We start from the raw sequence: 20,269 nt of genomic DNA, 5'->3' as shown, positions 1-20,269 counted from the left end.
GGCCGCTGGCCTATCCGGAACGCCTTTCGAGGGTTTCGCACCGGGTCATACGCAAACCCATGTTGCTCAACAGGAGAACACCCATGCGTCACGTTGATTTTTCCCCGCTTTATCGTTCGACCGTCGGCTTCGACCGGCTGTTCACCATGCTCGACTCGCTCGGCCAGCCCGAGAGCGCGCAGACCTACCCGCCCTATAACATCGAGCGTACCGGCGAAAACGCCTACCGCATCTCGATGGCCGTTGCCGGCTTCTCGGAAGACGAGATTTCGATCGAAGCCCACCGCAACGTGCTGACCGTCAAGGGCGAGCGCAAGGAAGACAACAACGGCGAAGGTTCGGAGCTGCTTTATCGCGGCATCGCCTCGCGCTCCTTCGAGCGCCGCTTCCAGCTTGCCGACCACGTCGAAGTGGAAGGCGCCACGCTGAAGAACGGCCTGCTCTTCGTCAACCTTACGCGCAACATTCCCGAGGAGCTGAAGCCGCGCAAGATCGCGATCACGCAGTCCTCGGACAAGGCCAAGCAGATCGAAGCCAAGGCCGCCGCGTAACCCGCAGGCTCCATCGTAGACCAAGTCTCCCTCCCGAAAAAGCGGCGTCGAAAGGCGCCGCTTTTTTGTCGTGCCATCTGCAAGAGGCCTTTCTGGCTCTTTTGAAGCCAGCACCGGCGGACCATGAAGGGCGATGTCCGACTTCTCCCCGATGCTGACAGCCACGATTGCAATCACTTTCCTGCTCGCCGGCATCGTCAAGGGCGTGACCGGCATGGGCCTGCCAACGCTGGCCATGGGATTGCTGGGCACGATCATCCCGCCGGTGACGGCGGCATCGCTGCTCATCGTGCCGTCCTTCGTCACCAATATCTGGCAGCTTTTCGCCGGTCCGAGCTTCTCGGCGATCCTGCAACGTCTCTGGCTGATGATGGCGGGAATTCTGGTGGGCACGATCATCGGCGCGCGGCTGCTTGCCAGCGACAATGTCAAATGGACAACCGCCGGTCTCGGCGCGGCTCTCATTCTTTACGCCGCCTACACATTGCTGGCGCGGCAGCCATCGGTTGCTGTGAGAGCAGAGCGCTGGTTTTCTCCTGTGGTGGGTTTCCTCACTGGTCTCGTCACCGGCGGCACCGGTGTCTTCGTGGTGCCTGCCGTGCCTTACATCCAGGCGCTGGGGTTGAGGCGCGACGATCTCATCCAGGCACTCGGCCTTTCCTTCACCGTGTCGACGATCGCCTTGGCGCTGGGTCTAGCCTCGCATGGCGCGTTCGACGCCGCACATCTGGCGATGTCCTCGCTTGCCGTGCTGCCAGCGTTGGTCGGCATGTGGCTGGGGCAAATCCTGCGCCGGAAGATCAGCCTGGCGACGTTCCGCCGGTGGTTCCTGATTTTTCTCATCCTGCTCGGAATCGAGCTGATGCTGCGGCCTTTCCTCGGCTAACTGGACGCAAACCTACTGGCTCTTTTGCGCGACAACAGCCTCGACGTTCTGTCGGTGGACGGCTTCGTATGGCGCGAAATACTTGGCCGCCGTCGTGGCAAATATGTCGGCGCCGAAGGTCCTCAGATCCTGTTTCGCCAGGTCGGGGTCTTGCGGGCAATCAAGCAGCTTTCGAACATAAGCCTCGGTCGCGGCGATTAGGCTTCTGCCGTAGCCACCGGCTTCGATTATTTCAAAAGAACCGTGGTTGGGCAGGATCCGATCGAATCGCCAGCCGGCCATGCGCTCGAGGTCGACCAGATGTTCGCTCAGGCGTTCCGGCTCCGAGACATAGGTGATGGAGTCCTCCAGCGTGTCGCCCGCCAGCAGCAGGCCGGCGTCGGGCATCAGCAGCACCGTGCCGTCATGACTGTGGATTTCGACCTGGCGCAGTTCGATCGGGATGGCTCCGACGGTCAGGCTGAGGCTGTTCTCGAATATCGTGTTGGGCAGCACGAGCGGCCTGATCGGCGGATTGCCGCCCTCGATGTCGGCCCGGCCGCGTTCAAGCGCCGCGGCAGTCAGGCGGTTGGCGATGATCTCGCAATCCTGGAACACCTCGTTGCCGGCAATATGGTCGTCATGCCAGTGGCTGAGCACGACGCGTATCGAGGTCACACCCATCTCTTCCAGCGTTCGCCTGATAAAGCGGGCATGCGGTAGCGATATGTGCGTGTCATAGACAAGCGACTGCGATCCATCGACGATCGCGTAGGTGCAAATGCCGAGGGTGTAAGCGCCGTCATCGAGCCAATTCGGCTCGTCCGACCAGATGCGAACGCCATCGATGCGGCCATCGTAGAAGCCCAGCACGTTTGGTGCCGGACGAACCAGCCGCATCGTCGAGCCGAGAGACGGTTTGGTCATCCGGATTTTCCCGACCGCACGAAGCTCAGCCAAGCAACTGACCGAGACGATCGACCTCTTGCGTCGTGGTCGCAAAGCTGGTGACGAATCGGTAGATCGCTTCATTGTCGCCAAGATGGCCGTCGAAGCCCTGCGGGACGCCCCATTCATAGAATTTGGCGCCGGCTGCCTGGAGCTTTTCGGCGGTGGCTCGGCTGAGGATCGCGAAGACCTCATTGGCCTGCGGCAGCCAGGCAAGCTTGCCCGCCGGCGCATCTTCGATCGTCTCGGCCAGATGCGCGGCCATCGCATTGGCGTGCCCGGCCATCCGCAGCCACAGATCGTCGGTGAAATAGGCCTCGAACTGGGCCGAGATGAAGCGGACCTTGGAGAAGGTCTGTCCGGCGCGCTGGCGCAGCAGACGCAAATCCTTACCGAGGTCAGGATTGAGGACGATCACCGCGTCGGCCATCCAGCAGCCGTTCTTGGTGCCGCCGAAGGAGATGAGGTCGACACCGCTCTTCCAGGTCATTTCGGCCGGGCTGACGCCCGTCGCGGCAATCGCATTGGCGAAGCGCGCGCCGTCCATGTGCAGCGGCAGCTTATGGCGGCGGCTGACCTCGGCGATCGCCTTGACGTCGTCGACGCTGTAGATGGTGCCGACCTCGGTCGCCTGGGTGACGGTGACCGCCATCGGCTGACCGGCGGGGGCCAGATCCTGCGAATAGCGCTTGATAGCCCGATCGAGAGCTTCCGGGTTCATGCGCCCCAGGGGTCCCGGCACCGGCGCCACGCGTGCGCCGCCGGTATAGAAACTCATCGCGCCGAACTCGTCGACATTCATGTGCGCTTCGGAATGGCAAAGCGCGATGCCGCCGATGCGATTCAATGCGGCCAGCGAGAGCGCGTTGGCCGCGGTGCCCGTCGCGACGAAGAAGACCTGCACCTCGCGCTCGAAAATCTCGTTGAAGCGGCGATAGACGGACCGGTCCAGATCGCCGTCACCATAGGCGATAGCGGTGCCGGCGGCATGGCGGGACAGGTTGGCCGAAATGTCGGGGTGGACGCCCGCCCAGTTGTCGGATGCAAAGAACATCGAGAGGTCCATATCGTGATTGGCAAAAGCGGCGCGACTTGACCGCTTCGGCAATCGAAGTGCAAGGGCCAATCGTCGGCAAAGCGGTGAAGCCAGGCAGTCGCCGGAAACAAACAGGACCAAAGCTTGCGTTTCCAGCTTCCGTCACGAAATTTTGTGTCGCCGCGCGGCCAAGTTTTTTGTGAATCGGTCTTGTGTGGGCCCCGGATTTCTGTCATAAAAAATTTAGGACAGTAGTGCTGTCTTATTTTGTCGCACAAAACAGGCCGGACTGGCGTATCATCGCTGCCATTCCGGCCATTGTCGCGAGCGGCGGGTAGACGGCCCGGCTCTGGTCTGTACGATACCGGATGCGAACCGGGCGTATAGCCGTATGGTTCGGTTGGATTTCGCGAGACGTGCAGCAAGGATGAAGGGGAAGCATCGTGCTTCCCAAGGCAAACCAGCGCCCTGAGGCATTCGGGTCAAGGTGAAGAACGGAGGATAGGACGATGACGGAACTGACGCCATCTGCGATCAACGGCCAGGCCGCGCAGACGAAAGCGGCAGCCGTTAAAAATACCGTCCTGGCCAAAGACCTCCGAACCGCGAACGGCATGGCCGCGCAGGGGCTCTACGATCCGCGCAACGAGCATGACGCCTGCGGCGTCGGCTTCATCGCCAACATGAAGGGGGTGAAGTCGCACCAGATCGTCGAGGACGGCCTGGCGATGCTGGAGAACCTCACCCATCGCGGCGCCGTCGGCGCCGATCCGCTGGTCGGCGACGGCGCCGGCGTGCTAGCGCAGATCCCGGATGGCTTTTTCCGCGAGGAAATGGCGGCCAGGGGCGTCAAACTGCCGCCGGCCGGCCAATACGGCGTCGGTCACTGGTTCATGCCCCAGGACGCCTCGCTTCGCGCCCACGTCGAGGAGATCATCGCCGAGTCGGCGCAATCGGAAGGGCTGCCGCTTATCGGTTTTCGCGATGTGCCGGTCGACAATTCGTCGCTGTCGAAGGCGCCGGAGATCGTCGCGTCGGAGCCGTTCCACCGCCAGGTGTTCATTGGCCGCACTGCCGACATTCCCGACGACGAAGAGTACGAGGCGAGGCTTTATCTGCTGCGCAAGGTGATTTCGGGCCGCATCTACGCCGAGAACGACAACCAGGACATTGGCGCCTATTGCGTGTCGCTGTCGGCGCGCACCATCGTCTACAAGGGCATGTTCCTGGCCTACCAGGTCGGCGCCTACTACAAGGACCTCAAGGATCCGCGCTTCGAAACGGCGTTGATCCTGGTCCACCAGCGCTTCTCGACCAACACCTTCCCGTCGTGGAAGCTGGCGCATCCCTACCGCATGGTCGCGCATAACGGCGAGATCAACACGGTGCGCGGCAACAACAATTGGATGGCGGCGCGCCAGGCGTCGGTCGATTCCGAGCTGTTCGGCAACAACATCTCGAAGCTGTGGCCGATCTCCTATGAGGGACAGTCTGACACAGCGTGTTTCGACAATGCGCTCGAGTTCCTGTTCCAGGGGGGCTATTCGCTCAGCCACGCCATGATGATGCTGATCCCGGAAGCCTGGGCCGGCAACAAGCTCATGGACGCCGACCGCAAGGCTTTCTACGAGTACCACGCAGCGCTTATGGAGCCGTGGGACGGTCCCGCGGCGGTGGTCTTCACCGACGGCCGCCAGATCGGCGCCACGCTCGACCGCAACGGCCTGCGCCCGGCCCGCTACATCGTCACCGATGACGACCGCGTCATCATGGCCTCGGAAGCCGGCGCGCTGCCGGTGCCGGAGGAGAAGATCGTGCAGAAGTGGCGGCTGCAGCCAGGCCGCATGCTTTTGATAGATCTCGCCAAGGGCCGCATCGTCTCCGACGAGGAGATCAAGTCGGAGATCGCGACCAAGCACCCTTACAAGACCTGGCTCGCCAACACGCAGCTCATCCTCGAGGACTTGAAGCCGGTCGAGCCGCGCGCGCTGCGCAAGGATGTCAGCCTGCTCGATCGCCAGCAGTCGTTCGGCTACACCCAGGAAGACACTAAGCTCTTGATGGCGCCAATGGCGACCACCGGCCAGGAGGCTGTCGGCTCGATGGGCACCGACACGCCGATCTCGGCAATGTCGGACAAGTCGAAGCTGTTCTACACCTATTTCAAGCAGAACTTCGCCCAGGTCACCAACCCGCCGATCGACCCGATCCGCGAGGAATTGGTGATGAGCCTGGTGTCGTTCATCGGCCCGCGGCCGAACATATTCGACCTGGTCGGCACGTCGCGCCGCAAGCGGCTCGAAGTGCGTCAGCCGATCCTGACCAACGGCGATCTGGAGAAGATCCGGTCGATTGGTCATACCGAGGACCGCTTCGACACCAAGACGATCGACATCACCTATGGCTCGAACGAGGGCGCGGCAGGCATGCAGGGCGCCATCGACCGGCTCTGCGAGCGGGCCGAGGCGGCGGTCGCCGGCGGCTACAACATCATCATCCTCTCCGATCGCCAGGTCGGGCCGGACCGCATCGCCATTCCTTCGCTGCTGGCGACGGCGGCGGTGCACCATCACCTGATCCGCAAGGGCCTGCGCACCGCCGTCGGCCTCGTGGTGGAATCGGGCGAGCCGCGCGAGGTGCATCACTTCTGCTGCCTGGCCGGCTACGGCGCCGAGGCGATCAATCCGTATCTTGCCTTCGACACGCTGCTCGACATGCACAAGCGCGGCGAGCTGCCGGAAGAAGTCGACGAATACGAGGTCGTCTCGCGCTACATCAAGTCGATCGGCAAGGGCATCCTCAAGGTGATGTCCAAGATGGGCATCTCGACCTATCAGTCCTATTGCGGCGCGCAGATCTTCGACGCCATCGGGCTGAAGTCGGATTTCGTCGAGAAGTATTTCACCGGCACCGCGACGCTGATCGAAGGCGTCGGGCTGGACGAGATCGCCACAGAGACGCTGACCCGCCATGCCGATGCTTTCGGCAGCGATCCGGTGCTGCGCAACACCCTAGAGGTCGGCGGCGAATACATGTTTCGCATGCGCGGCGAGGCGCATATGTGGTCGCCCGATGCGGTCGCCACCTTGCAGCACGCGGTGCGGCAGGGCTCGTGGGATACGTTCAAGGACTATTCGGCGCAGATCGACAGCGCCACCGCACGCGCCCAGACCATACGCGGCCTGTTCAAGATCAGGCTGGCGGAACAGACCGGCCGCAAGAGGGTCGCGCTCGACGACGTCATGCCGGCGGCCGAGATCGTCAAGCGCTTCTCGACCGGGGCGATGTCGTTCGGCTCGATCTCCCGGGAAGCGCACACCACGCTGGCGCGCGCCATGAACCAGATCGGCGGCAAGTCGAACACCGGCGAGGGCGGCGAAGAGGCCGACCGCTACCTGCCGCTGCCGGGCGGCGGCAAGAACCCCGAGCGCTCGGCGATCAAGCAGGTCGCTTCCGGGAGGTTCGGCGTAACGGCGGAGTATCTGGTCAATTCCGATGTCATGCAGATCAAGGTCGCGCAGGGCGCCAAGCCCGGCGAGGGCGGTCAGTTGCCCGGACATAAGGTCGACGCCACCATCGCCAAGGTCAGGCACTCGACGCCCGGCGTCGGCCTGATCTCGCCGCCGCCGCATCACGACATCTATTCGATCGAGGATCTGGCGCAGCTGATCTACGATTTGAAGAACGTCAACCCGGCGGCCGACGTCTCGGTCAAGCTGGTGTCGGAGGTCGGCGTCGGCACGGTCGCGGCGGGCGTCGCCAAGGCACGCGCCGACCACATCACCATCTCCGGCTATGACGGCGGCACCGGCGCTTCACCGCTGACCTCGCTCAAGCATGCCGGCAGCCCGTGGGAAATGGGCCTTGCCGAAACGCATCAGACTCTGGTGCTCAACGGCTTGCGCAGCCGCGTGGCGCTGCAGGTCGACGGCGGATTGCGCACCGGGCGCGACGTCATCATCGGCGCCTTGCTCGGCGCCGACGAGTTCGGCTTCTCGACCGCGCCGCTGATCGCGGCCGGCTGCATCATGATGCGCAAGTGCCATTTGAACACCTGCCCGGTCGGCGTCGCGACGCAGGACCCGGTGCTGCGCAAGCGCTTCAAGGGCACGCCGGAGCATGTCATCAACTTCTTCTTCTACGTGGCGGAGGAGGTGCGCGCGCTGCTCGCCGAGATGGGCTTCACCCATCTCGACCAGATCATCGGCGACACCGATCTCTTGGAGAAGCGCGACGTCATCCAGCACTGGAAGGCGCGCGGGCTCGACTTCTCGAAGATGTTCTTCAAGCCCGATGCCCCGCATGAGGCGCTGCACTGGACCGAGCGGCAGAAGCACCCGATCGACGACGTGCTCGACCGCAAGCTGATCGAACTGGCCAAGCCGGCGCTCGAAGCCAAGCAGCCCGTCACGATCGAGCTGCCGATCCGCAATGTCGACCGTTCGGCGGGCGCAATGCTGTCGGGCGAAGTCGCCAAGCGCTTCAAGCACAAGGGCCTGCGCGAGGATACGATCCAGGTGAAGCTCACCGGCACGGCCGGGCAGTCCTTCGGCGCCTTCCTGGCGCGCGGCGTGTCGTTCGAGCTGGTCGGCGCCGGCAACGACTATGTCGGCAAGGGCCTGTCGGGCGGCCGCATCGTCATCCGCCCGCCGCAAGAGGCTAGAATCGTCGCGGCGGACTCGATCATCGTCGGCAACACCGTGCTTTACGGCGCGACCGAAGGCGAAGCCTACTTCGCCGGCGTCGCCGGCGAGCGTTTCGCCGTGCGCAACTCCGGTGTCGCCGCCGTCGTCGAAGGCGTCGGCGACCATGGCTGCGAATACATGACCGGCGGCATCGTCGTCGTCCTCGGCAAAACGGGGCGCAACTTCGCCGCCGGCATGTCGGGCGGCGTCGCCTACGTGCTGGACGAGAAAGGCGATTTCGCCGAGCGCTGCAACATGGCGATGGTCGAGCTGGAGCCGGTCCCGGAAGAGGACGACTTGATGGAGAAGCTGCTCCATCACGGCGGCGACCTCGACCACAAGGGCCGCGTCGACGTATCGGGCGACATGACCAGCCATGACGAGGAACGGCTTTACCAGCTGATCTCGAACCACGTGCATTTCACCGGTTCGGTGCGCGGCCGCGAGATCCTCGACGATTGGCAGAACTTCCGGCCGAAATTCCGCAAGATCATGCCGGTGGAATATCGCCGTGCGCTGATCGAGATGGAACGCATGCGCATGAGCGTGGCGGCGGAATAGGTTTTCGGGCATGGCCGGGAAGATGGCTTCCCGGCCGGCATTCTCACCAACAATCCTGACCCCAGAGCATGATCCCGAACAGTGGGAACCGGTTTTCGGCGAAGATCATGCTCCGACAAGGTGCGGTTGCCATGGCAGCCTTATGGGGTTAACGGGTGCGCCGATAAAAGCGTGCCTTCGGACAGCAGGGACTGGACTATGGGCAAGGTAACAGGCTTTCTCGAAATCGACCGGCAGGTGCACAAGTACCAGCCTGCCTCGGACCGCATCCGGCATTTCCGTGAATTCACGTTGCCGATGTCTGACAAGGAGGTCGAGAAACAGGCCGCGCGCTGCATGGATTGCGGCATTCCGTTTTGCCACGGACCGACCGGCTGCCCGATCCACAACCAGATCCCGGACTGGAACGACCTCGTCTACAATGGCGATTGGGACAACGCGATCCGCAACCTGCATTCGACCAACAATTTCCCGGAGTTCACCGGCCGCATCTGCCCCGCGCCCTGCGAGGAAGCTTGCACGCTGAACCTCGAGGACATCCCGGTCGCCATCAAGACGGTTGAGCAGGCGATCGCCGACAAGGCTTACGAGACCGGCCATATCCGGCCCTATCCGCCGGAGAAGAAGACCGGCAAGCGGGTTGCCGTCATCGGCTCGGGCCCGGCGGGCATGGCGGCTGCGCAGCAACTCGGCCGCGCCGGCCACGACGTGCATGTCTACGAGCGCGAGAGCCGCCCCGGCGGGTTGATGCGCTACGGCATTCCGGACTTCAAGATCGAGAAACACTATATCGACCGGCGCATCGAGCAGATGCAGGGCGAGGGCGTCACCTTCCACTGTGGCGTCAATGTCGGCGTCGACATGAAAGTGGCTGATCTGCTCGAGGGATTCGACGCCGTGCTCTATTGCGGTGGATCGGAAACGCCGCGTCCCGCCGGCATTCCCGGCAGCGATCTCAGCGGCGTCTACGACGCCATGCCTTATCTGGTTCAGCAAAACCGCCGCGTCGGCGGTGAGCCGATCCAGTCGGTGGCGTGGCCCTCGCACCCGATCATCGCCGGCGGCCAGCATGTCGTCGTGGTCGGCGGCGGCGACACCGCGTCCGACTGCATCGGCACCGCCTTTCGCCAGGGCGCGGTGCGGGTGACGCAACTCGACATCCGTCCGCAGCCGCCCGAGAAGGAAGACAAGCTCGCGGTATGGCCCTACTGGGCGACCAAGATGCGCACGTCCTCCTCGCAGGCCGAGGGGGCCGAGCGCGAATTCCAGGTGGCGACGCTCGAATTCATCGGCGAGGAAGGCCAGCTGACCGGTGTGAGATGCTGCGAGGTCGACGAGAAGCGCAAGCCGGTCGCGGGCAGCGAGTTCGTGATCCGCGCCGACCTCGCCTTCATCGCCATCGGCTTTGCAGGCCCGGCGAGCGACAGTCTGATGAAGGAGCTCGACGGCAAGATCAAGGTCGTCACCGACAGCCGCCGCTCGCGGAATGTCGAGGCCAATGATCGCGACTACAGGACCAGCATCGATAAGCTCTATGCGGCGGGCGACGTGCGCCGCGGCCAGTCGCTGGTTGTCTGGGCGATCCGCGAAGGCCGCCAGGCGGCGCGCTCGATCGACGAGGCGCTTATGGGATCGACGGTGCTGCCGCGCTGAGGCGGCGATCTGCGGCTAACGAACCGGTGCCTATTTCGCGAAACGGTTTTCGTCCGGAATTGCGGAGAAATAAAGAGGCTAGAGCGGTTCGCCATTTCCATGAAAGGGTGAAACGCCCTAGCTGATCAGCAGCTTTATCGCCCAATAGAGGCCGATGGCCATCTGGCCCGCGAACGCCGAAAATCGAGCCTTGACGGCGGTCGGACTTGTCGACGTCAAATGGATGGCCGACTGCACCAGCCGCGCGCCGAGAAGCCAATATGCGAGCGGATCGGTGATCGAAGCGCGCGAACTCATCATGGCCAGGGCCATGAGACCTCCGAATATGGGAAGGCCTTCGATGCAATTGGCGTGAGCGCGCGCCAGTCGCTGCAAGAAGGGCGAAAGACCGGCGTTGTCCGGTGCGAAGGCATTCGCGGGAACGCGGCCGCTCACCACAAGATGGGTGCGCAGGATCTCCATCCACATAAGTAATAATAGGGCCCAAGTTACGAACCCAAGCAAGGAATAACCTGTTGCCGACACATTCGCTCCCCGACTTTGACTTCGTCCAAAATCCAATAATGCCATTGTTCGCCTGGCGCGAATTGCCGCCACACAGGAACGTGGGTCAAGGTGTTGCCGGCGTCGCGCCCGACTCGACAGCCGCCGTCGCCGGCTGGGTCTTCGGCGGCCAGGAAAAATCGTCGGCGCGGCCGGGCGAGGCGGCTGGCGCCTTGCCTTCCACGATCAGCTTTTCGCCGGGCAGATTCGGGTCGGCCCTGGCCGGCTGAGCGGCGCCGAGCAGATCGGAGCCGCCGTCGAGCGATGGGTCGCCGAGGAGCATCGGCGCAGTGCGGTCGACGATGACCGGCGCCGCGGCCGGCTTCGGCGCCTCGACGGGAGCACCCGCCGGCGCCGACAGGGTCGTGATGCTTCCCGGCGCCGCAAGGCCGAGGATCTTGGCCAGCGGCTTTTCCGTATAGAAGGCAAGCTTGCGCTTGCCGGCCTTGGTGACGTTGATGCCGTCATCGGAACGCAGACGCACGGACTGCCCGTTCATGTCCGGGCCGGAGGTGACGAAGGCGCCGTTCTCGTCGACGAAGCCATCCCAGACGTCGACGAATTCGCCGCCATGCTTTTCAGCGGCCGAATGATAGATGTCGTTGAAGGCAAGCATGTCCGAATTCATCTTCGTGGCGCGGAAAGCCGGCATGCCGACCCAAAGGAACGGCACCTTCGCGTCCTGGATGGCCTTGCCGAACGCATCGATGCGGCGCTCATATTCCTTGGTCCAATTCTCCGATCGCGGCTGTTCGCGCACATCGCCGATCTTCATCTGCTGGCGGTCGTTGGAGCCCAGCATGACGATCAAAGCCGCCGGCTTCTCGGTTTCGATCAGCGATTTGATCTCGTCCGGCCAATTGTAGAAATCGTCGCGAACGAAGCCTGACGAACCGTTGGCACGGCCAACGATCCTGACGGCGGGATTGTCGGCAAAGGCGGCGTCGAGGCCTTCGGCCAGGCCGCCCGCCAGAAAATCGCCGACCACCAGTACGACGCGAGCGTCGTTCGTCTTCTCGACGATCGGCGTCTCCGGCTCCGGCGGCGGGCGCGGCTTGGATTTCTTCTTCGGTTTCGGCATCGGTTTCTCGACGTCGAACGGAGGCTCGACGCGCTCGCTACGGCGCGGGAACAGAAGGTCGCGCAGCGACCAGCCCGGGCTCTCCTCCTGCGCGAATGCGGGGGTGCGGAAGGCGCCGGCGGCGGCAACGACAAGCGCGGCAAGGGCGAGAATCAGGATCGGCGCCCGGCGAATGCTCTGCCTGATTCGCTGAACCGAAACCAAACACCTCTCCATCCCTTGGCGCATGACCGGAAGGCCGCGCACAAGCGTGAAGCGCTACCACATCCGCACCGCCTTTGAAGGATGCCTGGCGCTTCCGCGGACCCTACTGCTTGCGCAGCCATTTGAGCACTTCCATGCTCGGATAGCCATCCTGGGTCAAGCCGACCTTGGCCTGGTAGGCCATGATGGCGGCTTTCGAGCCGTCGCCGATCTTGCCGTCGAACTTGCCGTCATAATAACCGTGCTCGGAAAGCCGCTTCTGCAACTCCTGCCGCTCCTCGAAGCTGAGCTTGGTGAAAGGCCGTTGCCAATCCTGCACCAGGCCGGTGCCGCCGGCGATCTCATCGGCCAGAAGGCCGACGGCCAAAGCGTATTTGTCGGCGTTGTTGTAGGCCTTGATGACCGAGAAATTCCGGATCATCAGGAAGGAGGGGCCGCCCCGGCCATCGGGTACCTTCAGCGTCGCCTTGTCGGTCAGGTTCCTGAACGGCTTGCCATTGGCCCTGGCGACGCCGAGCGCCTGCCATTGAGCGATCGACTTTGCGCCACCCGGCAATTTGCCTGCCGGTATGGTGACCTCATAGCCCCAGGTCTTGCCGGCCTGCCATCCGTTCTTCTTGAGCAGGTTGGCGGAGGTCGCCAGCGCATCGGGGATCGAATTCCAGATGTCGCGCTTGCCGTTGCCGTCCATGTCCACGGCATAGCGCTGATAGCTGGTCGGGATGAACTGCGTCTGGCCCATCGCGCCAGCCCAGGAGCCCATCAGATGGCTTTCGTCGATGTCGCCGGTCTGCAGGATCTTCAGCGCCGCGATCAACTGGGTGCGGGCATATTTCGATCGCTTCGCATCGCCATAGGCAAGGGTCGCCAGCGAACGGATGACGTTGCGCATGATGTCGTCGCGCTTGAGCGTCTCGCCGTAGTTCGATTCCATCGACCAGATGGCCAAAAGGATGTTGCGGTCGACGCCGAACCGCGCCTCGATGCGATCGAGCCAAGGCTTCCATTTCCTCGCCATCGCCTGGCCATTGGCCACCGACTGATCATGCACCCGGTTGTCGAAATAGTCCCAGGCGGGGGCGGTGAATTCCGGCTGGGTGCGAGCCTTTTCCAGGACGATGGGATCGGGCTCGACACCCCGCAAGGCCTGGTCGTAGACGGCGCCCGAAACGCCGCCGGCGATCGCGGTGGCGCGGAAGCCAGAGACCCATTGGCGAAATCCGGCATCGGCGAAAGCCGGCCCGGCCGGCATCAGCAGGGCCAGCGTGAGGCCGGCAGCCGTTGCGAGGGCCGCCAGGCGCCTGGCGGTGTTTGGAACCGACATCTTTTCCTCCTTGGTCAAATCAGGAAGGATCATTCAACGCCGAACCGGGTTAGTATTTAGTTTACCATAGGTACCGCCGGGAACGAAAAGAGGTGTCGCGGCTTTTAGCTCTGATGTTCAACTTGGCGGTTCGGTAGTCCAACATTCCGGCGTGAAAATGTCCGGGGGGATTGCGGAGCACGCCGCCGAGCGGATAATTGGCCGAAACACAAGGGGTGGCGCAGCATGAAGCGAGTTCGCAAGGCAGTTTTCCCGGTCGCAGGTCTCGGCACGCGGTTCCTTCCGGCCACCAAGGCCATCCCGAAGGAAATGCTGACCGTCGTCGACCGGCCGGTCATCCAATATGTCGTCGACGAGGCGCGGGATGCCGGTATCGAGCATTTCATCTTCGTGACCGGGCGCAACAAGGCAGTCATCGAGGACCATTTCGACGTCCAGTTCGAGCTCTATGACACGCTCGCCCAGCGTGGCAAGGACGACCAGCTTGCTCGCCTGCAGCGGCTGCAGCCGGCGCCGGGACAGACGAGCTTCACGCGTCAGCAAGTGCCGATGGGCCTTGGCCACGCCGTCTGGTGCGCCCGCGAACTGGTCGGCGACGAGCCCTTCGCCCTGCTTCTGCCGGACATGATCATGCAGTCGGAAAAGAGCTGCATGAAGGACATGGTCGAGCTCTACGCCGAGACCGGCAACAACATCGTCGCCGTGCAGGAATGCGACCCGGCGGAGGCGCATAAATACGGCATTGTCGGCCGCGGCGAGGACGCCCATCACGGTTTCCGCATCACCGGCATGGTCGAGAAGCCGAAGCCGGGCACCGCGCCGTCCAACCTTTACATCAACGGCCGCTACATCCTGCAGCCGGAAATCTTCGGCATCCTAGAAAGCCAGGAGCGCGGCGCCGGCAATGAGATCCAACTGACCGACGCGATGCTGAAGCTGGAGAAAAATCAGCCCTTCTACGGCTATCACTACAAGGGGCGCACCTTCGACTGCGGCTCGCCGGAAGGTTTCGTCGAGGCCAACGTCGCCTTCGCGCTCTGGCGCAGCGACATGAATGGAAGCATGGCCGGCGTCATCCGCACGCTGTTGGATGAGGTGCAGCCGTTGGAGCGGCGCGGCGCTGCTTCGTAGATGGTAAGCCGATATCAGGTGACGCCGGGCCTTCGGCAGCGACTTCAGCGCTGGACCTTCAGGCCAAGATAGATGCTGTTGGCGACGTAGTCGCGCCCGGGCAGGTTGCTTGTCAGCTTTTCGGTCCTGACCCTCGTGGTGAGGCCGGCATAGCGGTTTAGCCACCAGGTCAGCCCGGCCTCGGCGCTCAGGATCAGATCGTGGCCATCGGAGCCAGTATAGTCGCGCCAATCGAGGCCGAGTGCTGAATTCGCCGTCAGGTTGGCGCGGATCTGGCGCTCGCCGGTCAGACGGCCGGAGTAGAGGATATCGCCACTCTCGCCGGCGTTCGTGGTGGTCTCGACGGTGGTCTTTCCGGTGAGCCCGATGGTGGTGCCGCGCTCCGGCGACCATTTCAGGTCGGCGTCGATGCTCGGGCCGGCGACCGCCGCGAGGCGGTCGTCGTCGATCGCTTCGCGCAGCCAGCCGACGGAAAATTCGCCGGACAGCTTCTCGCCCATGTCGAGCTCGAGACCGGCGCGCGCGCCAAGCCTGGTCGAGGATCGCTCGAAGCCGTCGGTGTCGACACGCAGGTCATAGATGCGCCGCCCGGCCTCGACCTCGGTGAACGGCGTCAGCGCCGGCGAAATCTCGTAGCCGGTGCGTAACGTCGCGGTGTAGAGCGTGGAGTCGCGATCCTTCTGCGACACGGTGGTGCCGTCCGAGAGCTCGGCATCGCCGTAGAAGTCGTGCGAAACGGCGCCGGTCAGCGCATAGCGCATCTTGCCGACACTCTTTTCGATGCCGAGGCTGCCGTCCACGGTCTGGCGCAGCGGCTGTTGGGTGACTCCGGCAATCGCGTCAGGCGAGGAGGCCGATTCCGGCGCAGCCTCATAGCCGAGCTTGGCGATGGCGCGCAGTTCGTTGTCCAGGTCGACGTTGAGCTGGCCTTCGATGCGGCCCTGCGCATCGTTGATCTTCTGGCCGGAGACGGTGTTGCGGAAAAGGCCGTAGCCAGTGATCAAAGCCGAATTCTCACGCCAGTCGGAGGCCGCGGTGAAACGCAGCGCCGTCTCGGACAGAACGGCGGATTTGCCGGTGCTGCTGGAATCGGCATTGGACGTCGCGGTCAAGCCTTGCTCCAGCGACGGCCGGAAGAGAAAGGTGCCGATCTTGACGCCGGGAGCGGCAAAGGGATCGTCTTCAAGCTTGACCTTCTGGCCCTCGATGGACGCCGTGCGCTCCGCGCCTGGATCGAGCTTCTGCCTGTCGACGCTGTCGATGGTGACGGCACGTCGGTTGGCATCCTCCTCATCGGTGGCGGTGACGTCGGCCTGGCTGCCTGTGCCGGCGGTAGCGGCGGTGGTTGTGTTGTCCGTTGCCTCGCCGGTTTTCTTCCTGGCCTTTTTCTTGTCGGCGGTCTTGCCGCCGGCCTTGGCGTCGTGAGCGCGCTGTTTCGCCGTCGAAGGCCGGCGCGGCTTTGCCGGCGCCGTCGTGTCGGCCGGTGAATCGTCGGTTGCCTGCGGCTGGTCGAAGATGCTGTCCGTCGCGCCTGCCGTCTGGTCGTCATCCGGAACGGCGCCGGGGCTCGCCGGCTGGTAAGTCGTCGATGCCGTATCCTGGTCGGCCACTGCCGCGGGCTGGTTCTGATCCTGCGATGCCTGCGCCCGCAACTGCCTGGCCTTGCGCTGCTGGTCGGCCAGTATGGCCGATTCGGAAACCTCGCCGCGCAGCTCTGTTTCTTGGGAAAATGCCGACGCCGGGCGCAGCAAGGTAAGCGCGCTTGCCGTCAGCAGCAGTGCTGCGACGGCAATGCCCCTTCGACCGATTTTCGTTTCAGGCTGGCCCCCGGACATCGTCACCACTGCTTGCGCGGCGCGGTTGCGCCATACTTACCGAACCGTAAATGCGGATGGTTAACGGAGGGTTGAGAGAGCCGCCTTGAAGACCCTCGGATCGTCGGACTGCGGCAATTCCGTTGGACAGGAGCGCGGCAAAGCGCTAATCGCTTCGGCCATGCATGCGGGGTCCCCAAAAAGAAAGCAGCCGGACAGGCAGGCTGCGATCGAATCGGCGCTGAGAACAGTGGCGACGGAGCAGGCCGGTGTGGCGGCGCTCGGCGTCGCGCTCGCAAACGGACTGGCCGAGCCATTCGCGGCGGCAATCGATCTGATTTCGCGGATCGAGGGCCGCGTCATCGTCACCGGCGTCGGCAAGAGCGGCCATATCGGTTCCAAGATCGCCGCGACGCTTGCCTCGACCGGTACGCCCGCCTTCTTCGTCCATCCGGCCGAGGCCAATCACGGCGATCTCGGCATGATCGCCAAGGACGACGCCATCATCGCCATGTCCTGGTCGGGCGAGAGCAGGGAATTGATGGGCATCGTCGCCTATTCCAGGCGCTTCTCCATTCCATTGATCGCCATCACTTCGGGCGAGACTTCGGCGCTGGCGCGTGCAGCCGACGTCGTGCTGCTGCTGCCGTCCGTGCCGGAGGCCTGTCCGCACGGTCTGGCGCCGACGACATCGACCCTGCTGCAATTGGTGATCGGCGATGCGTTGGCGATCGCGCTGCTCGAGGCGCGCGGCTTCACGCCCGACCATTTCCGCACCTTCCATCCGGGCGGCCAGCTCGGCGCCAATCTTACCCAGGTCTCCGAGATCATGCGGGTTGGCGACCAGGTTCCGCTTGCCCCTCTCGGCACCAAGATGCCGGAAGCCGTCATGACACTGTCGCAGAAGAAGGTCGGCTGCGTCTGCATCGTCGACAAAAAAGGCGCACTGGTGGGGATCATCACCGACGGCGATGTCGCGCGCAATCTGCACCGCAACCTGGCTGACGTCACCGTCGACGAGGTCATGACCCGCACGCCCAAGACGATCGATCCGCAGACGCTTGCAGGCACCGCGATCGCGTTGCTCAACGAGCACAATATCGGCGCGCTGGTCGTGACCAAGAACAAGATGCCGGTGGGCGTGGTGCACTTCCACGACCTGCTGCGCATCGGCGCGGCATAGGACGCATCAATATCCAACGCGTCCTGGCAGTGGTCTCGGTCAGATTGCCTCGACCGTCAGCTCCAGATCGGTGTCGGCGGCGCCCGTCACGCGCACCTGCGTGCCGGCCGGCAGGTCCGGGCCGGAGACGCGCCACAGCGTGTCGCCAAGCTTGATGCGGCCACGGCCGTCCTTGATCGGTTCAGCCAGGGTCGCCATCTTGCCGATCATTTGCGCGCCGCGTCGGTTGAGCAGCGGCTGGTCGGTCGGATCATGCCGCCCGCCGACCAGTTTCTTGCCGACATAGGCCGAAACCAGCGACAGCGCGAGAAAGGCGAGAACCTGGATTTGCCAAGTCCAGAAACTGGCGTCCCAGATGAGCAGCGACACGGCGCCAACGATCAGGGCGGCGATGCCGATCCACAGCATGAAGATACCCGGCGCGACGACTTCCATCACCAGCAGGACGAAGCCCAGAACCATCCAGTTCCACGGGCCAAGTTCGGAAACAATGCGATCGAGCATGTGAGTGTGCTCCCTGAAACATCAGTTCTCGCTCGGGCGAACCACCGGCGGTCGCGCAGCCTGCCTTTGCGCGCCGGCCGTGCCCTCGTTCCTGAAGACCTCCTTGGCGATCTCGCCGATGCCGCCGAGCGTGCCGATCAACGATGAGGCCTCCAGCGGCATCAGCACGACCTTGCTGTTCGTGGCGGAACCGATCCTGGTCAACGCCTCGGTGTATTTCTGGGCGACGAAATAGTTGAGCGCCTGGACATCGCCCTTGGAGATCGCCTCAGACACGACCTGCGTGGCGCGGGCTTCTGCCTCGGCTGAACGCTCGCGCGCCTCGGCGTCGCGGAAGGCGGCTTCCTTGCGGCCCTCCGCCTCGAGGATCTGCGACTGCTTGAGACCTTCGGCGGCGAGGATCTGCGCACGCTTGTTGCGTTCGGCCGTCATCTGCCGCCCCATCGATTCGATGAGATTGGCCGGCGGATTGATGTCCTTGATCTCGACGCGGGTGATCTTGATGCCCCAGGGATGCGCGGCTTCGTCGACGACGCGCAGCAGGCGCTCGTTGATGGCGTCGCGGTTCGACAACAGCTCGTCGAGATCCATCGAACCCATGACCGTGCGGATATTGGTCATCGTCAAGTTGAGGATGGCGTTCTGCAGGCCCGAGACCTGGTAGGCGGCCTGCGCCGCATTGAGTATCTGGAAGAAGGCGATCCCGTCGACACCGACAATGGCGTTGTCGCGGGTGATGATCTCCTGGCTCGGAACGTCGAGCACCTGCTCCATCATGTTCATCTTGGCGCCGATGCGATCGATGAACGGAACGATGAGATTGAGGCCCGGACTTAATGTCTTGGTATAACGGCCGAAACGCTCAACCGTATAATTGTAGCCTTGGGGTATTGTTCGAATGCCCTTGAAAAGCACCAAAACGACAAGAGCAACAAGAACCATAATCGCAATGTCGAAACCGCTGAAGCCCATTTCGTTTCTCCCTCCAAGCCGGCGACCTCACGGAATCACTTAAGTGTGTTTCCGCAACGTTACAATCGGGTGATCGCTAATATTGGTTAGCGGCGGGTTTTGCGCACCGGTTTCAAGTCTGTCGGTGAAGCCGGTCACACCCAGCCCGACAACTCGCGCCGCACCAGCGCTTCGACCACCGCCATGCCCTCGGCGCTGTCGTTGAGACAGGGGATGTGAGCGAAGTTCATGCCGCCGCCGTGATGGAAGGTTTCGGCCGCTTCACGGCCGATCTCGTCCAGCGTCTCGATGCAGTCGACGGAAAAGCCGGGATTGACGATGGCGATTGATTTCACGCCGTCCTTGGCCAGCTTCTCGACGGTGACGTCGGTATAAGGCTGCAGCCATTCCTGCGCCCCGAAACGCGACTGGAAGGTGGTGATCAGCTTGTCCTCGTCCCAGCCGAGCCTTGCCCGCAGAAGCCGCGTCGTCTCCAGGCAGTGCGCCCGGTACGGATCGCCTTTGTCTGAATAGGGTTTGGGGATGCCGTGGTAGGAGGTGATCACCACCTCCGGCACGAAATCGAGCGTCGCGACGTGCCGCTCGATCGAACGGGCGAGCGCCTCGATATAGACCGGTTCGTCATAATAGGGCGGCACGCTGCGGATCGCCGGCGCATGCCTGATCTTCATCAGCGCGCGAAACAATTGGTCGTTGGCCGTCGCCGTCGTCGTCGCAGAATATTGCGGATAGAGCGGAAAGGTCAGGATGCGCTCGCAGCCTTGCTCGACCAATTTTTCAACGACGCCCGCCGTCGAGGGATTGCCGTAGCGCATCGCCCAATCGACCACCACCTCGGGCAGATCGGCAAGCGCTGCGGTGAGCTTCTCGGCCTGTGAGCGGGTGAAAGTGCGCAGCGGCGACTCGTTCCTCTCCCGGTTCCAGATCCTGGCGTAGTTGGCGCCTGATTTCTTCGGCCGGGTGGTCAGCACAAGTCCATAGAGGATCGGATACCAAATTGCCTTGTTGAGCTCGATGACGCGCGGATCGGAGAGGAATTCCCGCAGATATCGCCACATCGGCTTGAAGTCGGTCCCGTCGGGAGTGCCGAGATTGACCAGCACGATGCCGATCCGGCCCGCCCTGACCGGCGCGGCAACCGCCGGAAGCGGGCCGGCGGTTCTGGCATCGGTGGGGCTCGCAAGCGTCATCAAGGGATCTCCGGAGAGCAGCGC

General features: G+C 63.4%; 15 protein-coding genes. 6 read left to right on the top strand and 9 right to left on the bottom strand.

Annotated elements, in window-relative coordinates:
- The first annotated feature begins 83 nt into the window (after positions 1–83).
- Both F3H96_RS06355 and F3H96_RS06350 read left to right on the top strand, forming a co-directional pair.
- Positions 84–551: an Hsp20 family protein gene (locus F3H96_RS06355; protein ID WP_149791071.1), complete on the top strand. Its 468-nt coding sequence runs from the start codon at positions 84–86 to the stop codon at positions 549–551.
- Between the two features lie 133 nt (positions 552–684).
- Positions 685–1,437, top strand: coding sequence for a sulfite exporter TauE/SafE family protein (locus F3H96_RS06350; protein ID WP_149791070.1), 753 nt, complete (start codon positions 685–687; stop codon positions 1,435–1,437).
- Between the two features lie 12 nt (positions 1,438–1,449).
- Here the strand turns inward: F3H96_RS06350 and F3H96_RS06345 are convergent, their stop codons facing one another.
- Together F3H96_RS06345 and F3H96_RS06340 are read right to left on the bottom strand one after the other, a co-directional pair.
- Positions 1,450–2,343, bottom strand: a complete 894-nt coding sequence (locus F3H96_RS06345; RefSeq protein WP_149791069.1) for an MBL fold metallo-hydrolase — start codon at positions 2,341–2,343, stop codon at positions 1,450–1,452.
- A 25-nt stretch (positions 2,344–2,368) separates the two neighbouring features.
- Positions 2,369–3,418, bottom strand: a complete 1,050-nt coding sequence (locus F3H96_RS06340) for a low specificity L-threonine aldolase (protein WP_149791068.1) — start codon at positions 3,416–3,418, stop codon at positions 2,369–2,371.
- Positions 3,419–3,909: 491 nt separating this feature from the next.
- On the opposite strand from F3H96_RS06340, the gene gltB reads away from it, so the two are divergent.
- Both gltB and F3H96_RS06330 read left to right on the top strand, forming a co-directional pair.
- Positions 3,910–8,646 (top strand): glutamate synthase large subunit, encoded by a 4,737-nt coding sequence (gene gltB, locus F3H96_RS06335; protein ID WP_149791067.1) that lies wholly within the window; start codon positions 3,910–3,912, stop codon positions 8,644–8,646.
- A 198-nt stretch (positions 8,647–8,844) separates the two neighbouring features.
- On the top strand, positions 8,845–10,299 hold the full coding sequence (locus tag F3H96_RS06330; protein ID WP_149791066.1) for a glutamate synthase subunit beta: 1,455 nt from the start codon (positions 8,845–8,847) through the stop codon (positions 10,297–10,299).
- 117 nt (positions 10,300–10,416) lie between these two features.
- Here the strand turns inward: F3H96_RS06330 and F3H96_RS06325 are convergent, their stop codons facing one another.
- The 3 genes from F3H96_RS06325 to F3H96_RS06315 form a co-directional block, all read right to left on the bottom strand.
- Positions 10,417–10,824: an MAPEG family protein gene (locus tag F3H96_RS06325; RefSeq protein WP_280177769.1), complete on the bottom strand. Its 408-nt coding sequence runs from the start codon at positions 10,822–10,824 to the stop codon at positions 10,417–10,419.
- 85 nt (positions 10,825–10,909) lie between these two features.
- Positions 10,910–12,127 (bottom strand): DUF459 domain-containing protein, encoded by a 1,218-nt coding sequence (locus F3H96_RS06320; protein WP_188131303.1) that lies wholly within the window; start codon positions 12,125–12,127, stop codon positions 10,910–10,912.
- 103 nt (positions 12,128–12,230) lie between these two features.
- Entirely contained in the window at positions 12,231–13,451 is a 1,221-nt protein-coding gene (locus F3H96_RS06315; RefSeq protein WP_149791063.1) for a lytic murein transglycosylase, read from the bottom strand.
- 225 nt (positions 13,452–13,676) lie between these two features.
- On the opposite strand from F3H96_RS06315, the gene galU reads away from it, so the two are divergent.
- Positions 13,677–14,582 carry a UTP--glucose-1-phosphate uridylyltransferase GalU gene (galU, locus tag F3H96_RS06310; protein ID WP_149791062.1) on the top strand — a complete coding sequence of 302 codons (906 nt, stop codon included), beginning with the start codon at positions 13,677–13,679 and terminating at the stop codon, positions 14,580–14,582.
- 44 nt (positions 14,583–14,626) lie between these two features.
- Here the strand turns inward: galU and F3H96_RS06305 are convergent, their stop codons facing one another.
- Positions 14,627–16,417 (bottom strand): outer membrane beta-barrel protein, encoded by a 1,791-nt coding sequence (locus tag F3H96_RS06305; protein WP_149791061.1) that lies wholly within the window; start codon positions 16,415–16,417, stop codon positions 14,627–14,629.
- Between the two features lie 160 nt (positions 16,418–16,577).
- On the opposite strand from F3H96_RS06305, the gene F3H96_RS06300 reads away from it, so the two are divergent.
- Positions 16,578–17,579, top strand: a complete 1,002-nt coding sequence (locus F3H96_RS06300) for a KpsF/GutQ family sugar-phosphate isomerase (RefSeq protein ID WP_149791176.1) — start codon at positions 16,578–16,580, stop codon at positions 17,577–17,579.
- 39 nt (positions 17,580–17,618) lie between these two features.
- Here the strand turns inward: F3H96_RS06300 and F3H96_RS06295 are convergent, their stop codons facing one another.
- The 3 genes from F3H96_RS06295 to hemH all read right to left on the bottom strand — a co-directional run bounded on the left by F3H96_RS06295 (position 17,619) and on the right by hemH (position 20,245).
- Positions 17,619–18,083, bottom strand: coding sequence for an NfeD family protein (locus F3H96_RS06295; RefSeq protein WP_149791060.1), 465 nt, complete (start codon positions 18,081–18,083; stop codon positions 17,619–17,621).
- A gap of 21 nt (positions 18,084–18,104) precedes the next feature.
- The gene (locus F3H96_RS06290) at positions 18,105–19,055 is read right to left on the bottom strand and encodes an SPFH domain-containing protein (RefSeq protein WP_149791059.1); all 951 of its coding nucleotides are present in this window, start codon (positions 19,053–19,055) and stop codon (positions 18,105–18,107) included.
- Positions 19,056–19,189: 134 nt separating this feature from the next.
- A complete protein-coding gene (hemH, locus tag F3H96_RS06285) occupies positions 19,190–20,245 on the bottom strand; it encodes a ferrochelatase (protein ID WP_149791058.1) in 1,056 nt (351 codons plus the stop codon).
- Positions 20,246–20,269: the final 24 nt, after the last annotated feature.

It is taken from the genome of Mesorhizobium sp. NFR06, assembly GCF_900115245.1.
In the GTDB taxonomy this organism is placed as follows: Bacteria; Pseudomonadota; Alphaproteobacteria; order Rhizobiales; family Rhizobiaceae; genus Mesorhizobium.
The sequence above is the reverse complement of the archived record's forward strand: the minus strand, read 5'-3'. Positions and strand labels throughout refer to the sequence as shown.

Bases quoted from the DNA above. Each gene is read 5' to 3' on its own strand.
- F3H96_RS06350 (WP_149791070.1), top strand. From the start codon at position 685: ATGTCCGACTTCTCCCCGATGCTGACAGCCACGATTGCAATCACTTTC.
- F3H96_RS06305 (WP_149791061.1), bottom strand. From the start codon at position 16,417: ATGTCCGGGGGCCAGCCTGAAACGAAAATCGGTCGAAGGGGCATTGCC.
- gltB (WP_149791067.1), top strand. From the start codon at position 3,910: ATGACGGAACTGACGCCATCTGCGATCAACGGCCAGGCCGCGCAGACG.
- F3H96_RS06315 (WP_149791063.1), bottom strand. From the start codon at position 13,451: ATGTCGGTTCCAAACACCGCCAGGCGCCTGGCGGCCCTCGCAACGGCT.
- F3H96_RS06330 (WP_149791066.1), top strand. From the start codon at position 8,845: ATGGGCAAGGTAACAGGCTTTCTCGAAATCGACCGGCAGGTGCACAAG.
- hemH (WP_149791058.1), bottom strand. From the start codon at position 20,245: ATGACGCTTGCGAGCCCCACCGATGCCAGAACCGCCGGCCCGCTTCCG.
- F3H96_RS06345 (WP_149791069.1), bottom strand. From the start codon at position 2,343: ATGACCAAACCGTCTCTCGGCTCGACGATGCGGCTGGTTCGTCCGGCA.
- F3H96_RS06340 (WP_149791068.1), bottom strand. From the start codon at position 3,418: ATGTTCTTTGCATCCGACAACTGGGCGGGCGTCCACCCCGACATTTCG.
- galU (WP_149791062.1), top strand. From the start codon at position 13,677: ATGAAGCGAGTTCGCAAGGCAGTTTTCCCGGTCGCAGGTCTCGGCACG.
- F3H96_RS06355 (WP_149791071.1), top strand. From the start codon at position 84: ATGCGTCACGTTGATTTTTCCCCGCTTTATCGTTCGACCGTCGGCTTC.
- F3H96_RS06290 (WP_149791059.1), bottom strand. From the start codon at position 19,055: ATGGGCTTCAGCGGTTTCGACATTGCGATTATGGTTCTTGTTGCTCTT.
- F3H96_RS06300 (WP_149791176.1), top strand. From the start codon at position 16,578: ATGCATGCGGGGTCCCCAAAAAGAAAGCAGCCGGACAGGCAGGCTGCG.
- F3H96_RS06295 (WP_149791060.1), bottom strand. From the start codon at position 18,083: ATGCTCGATCGCATTGTTTCCGAACTTGGCCCGTGGAACTGGATGGTT.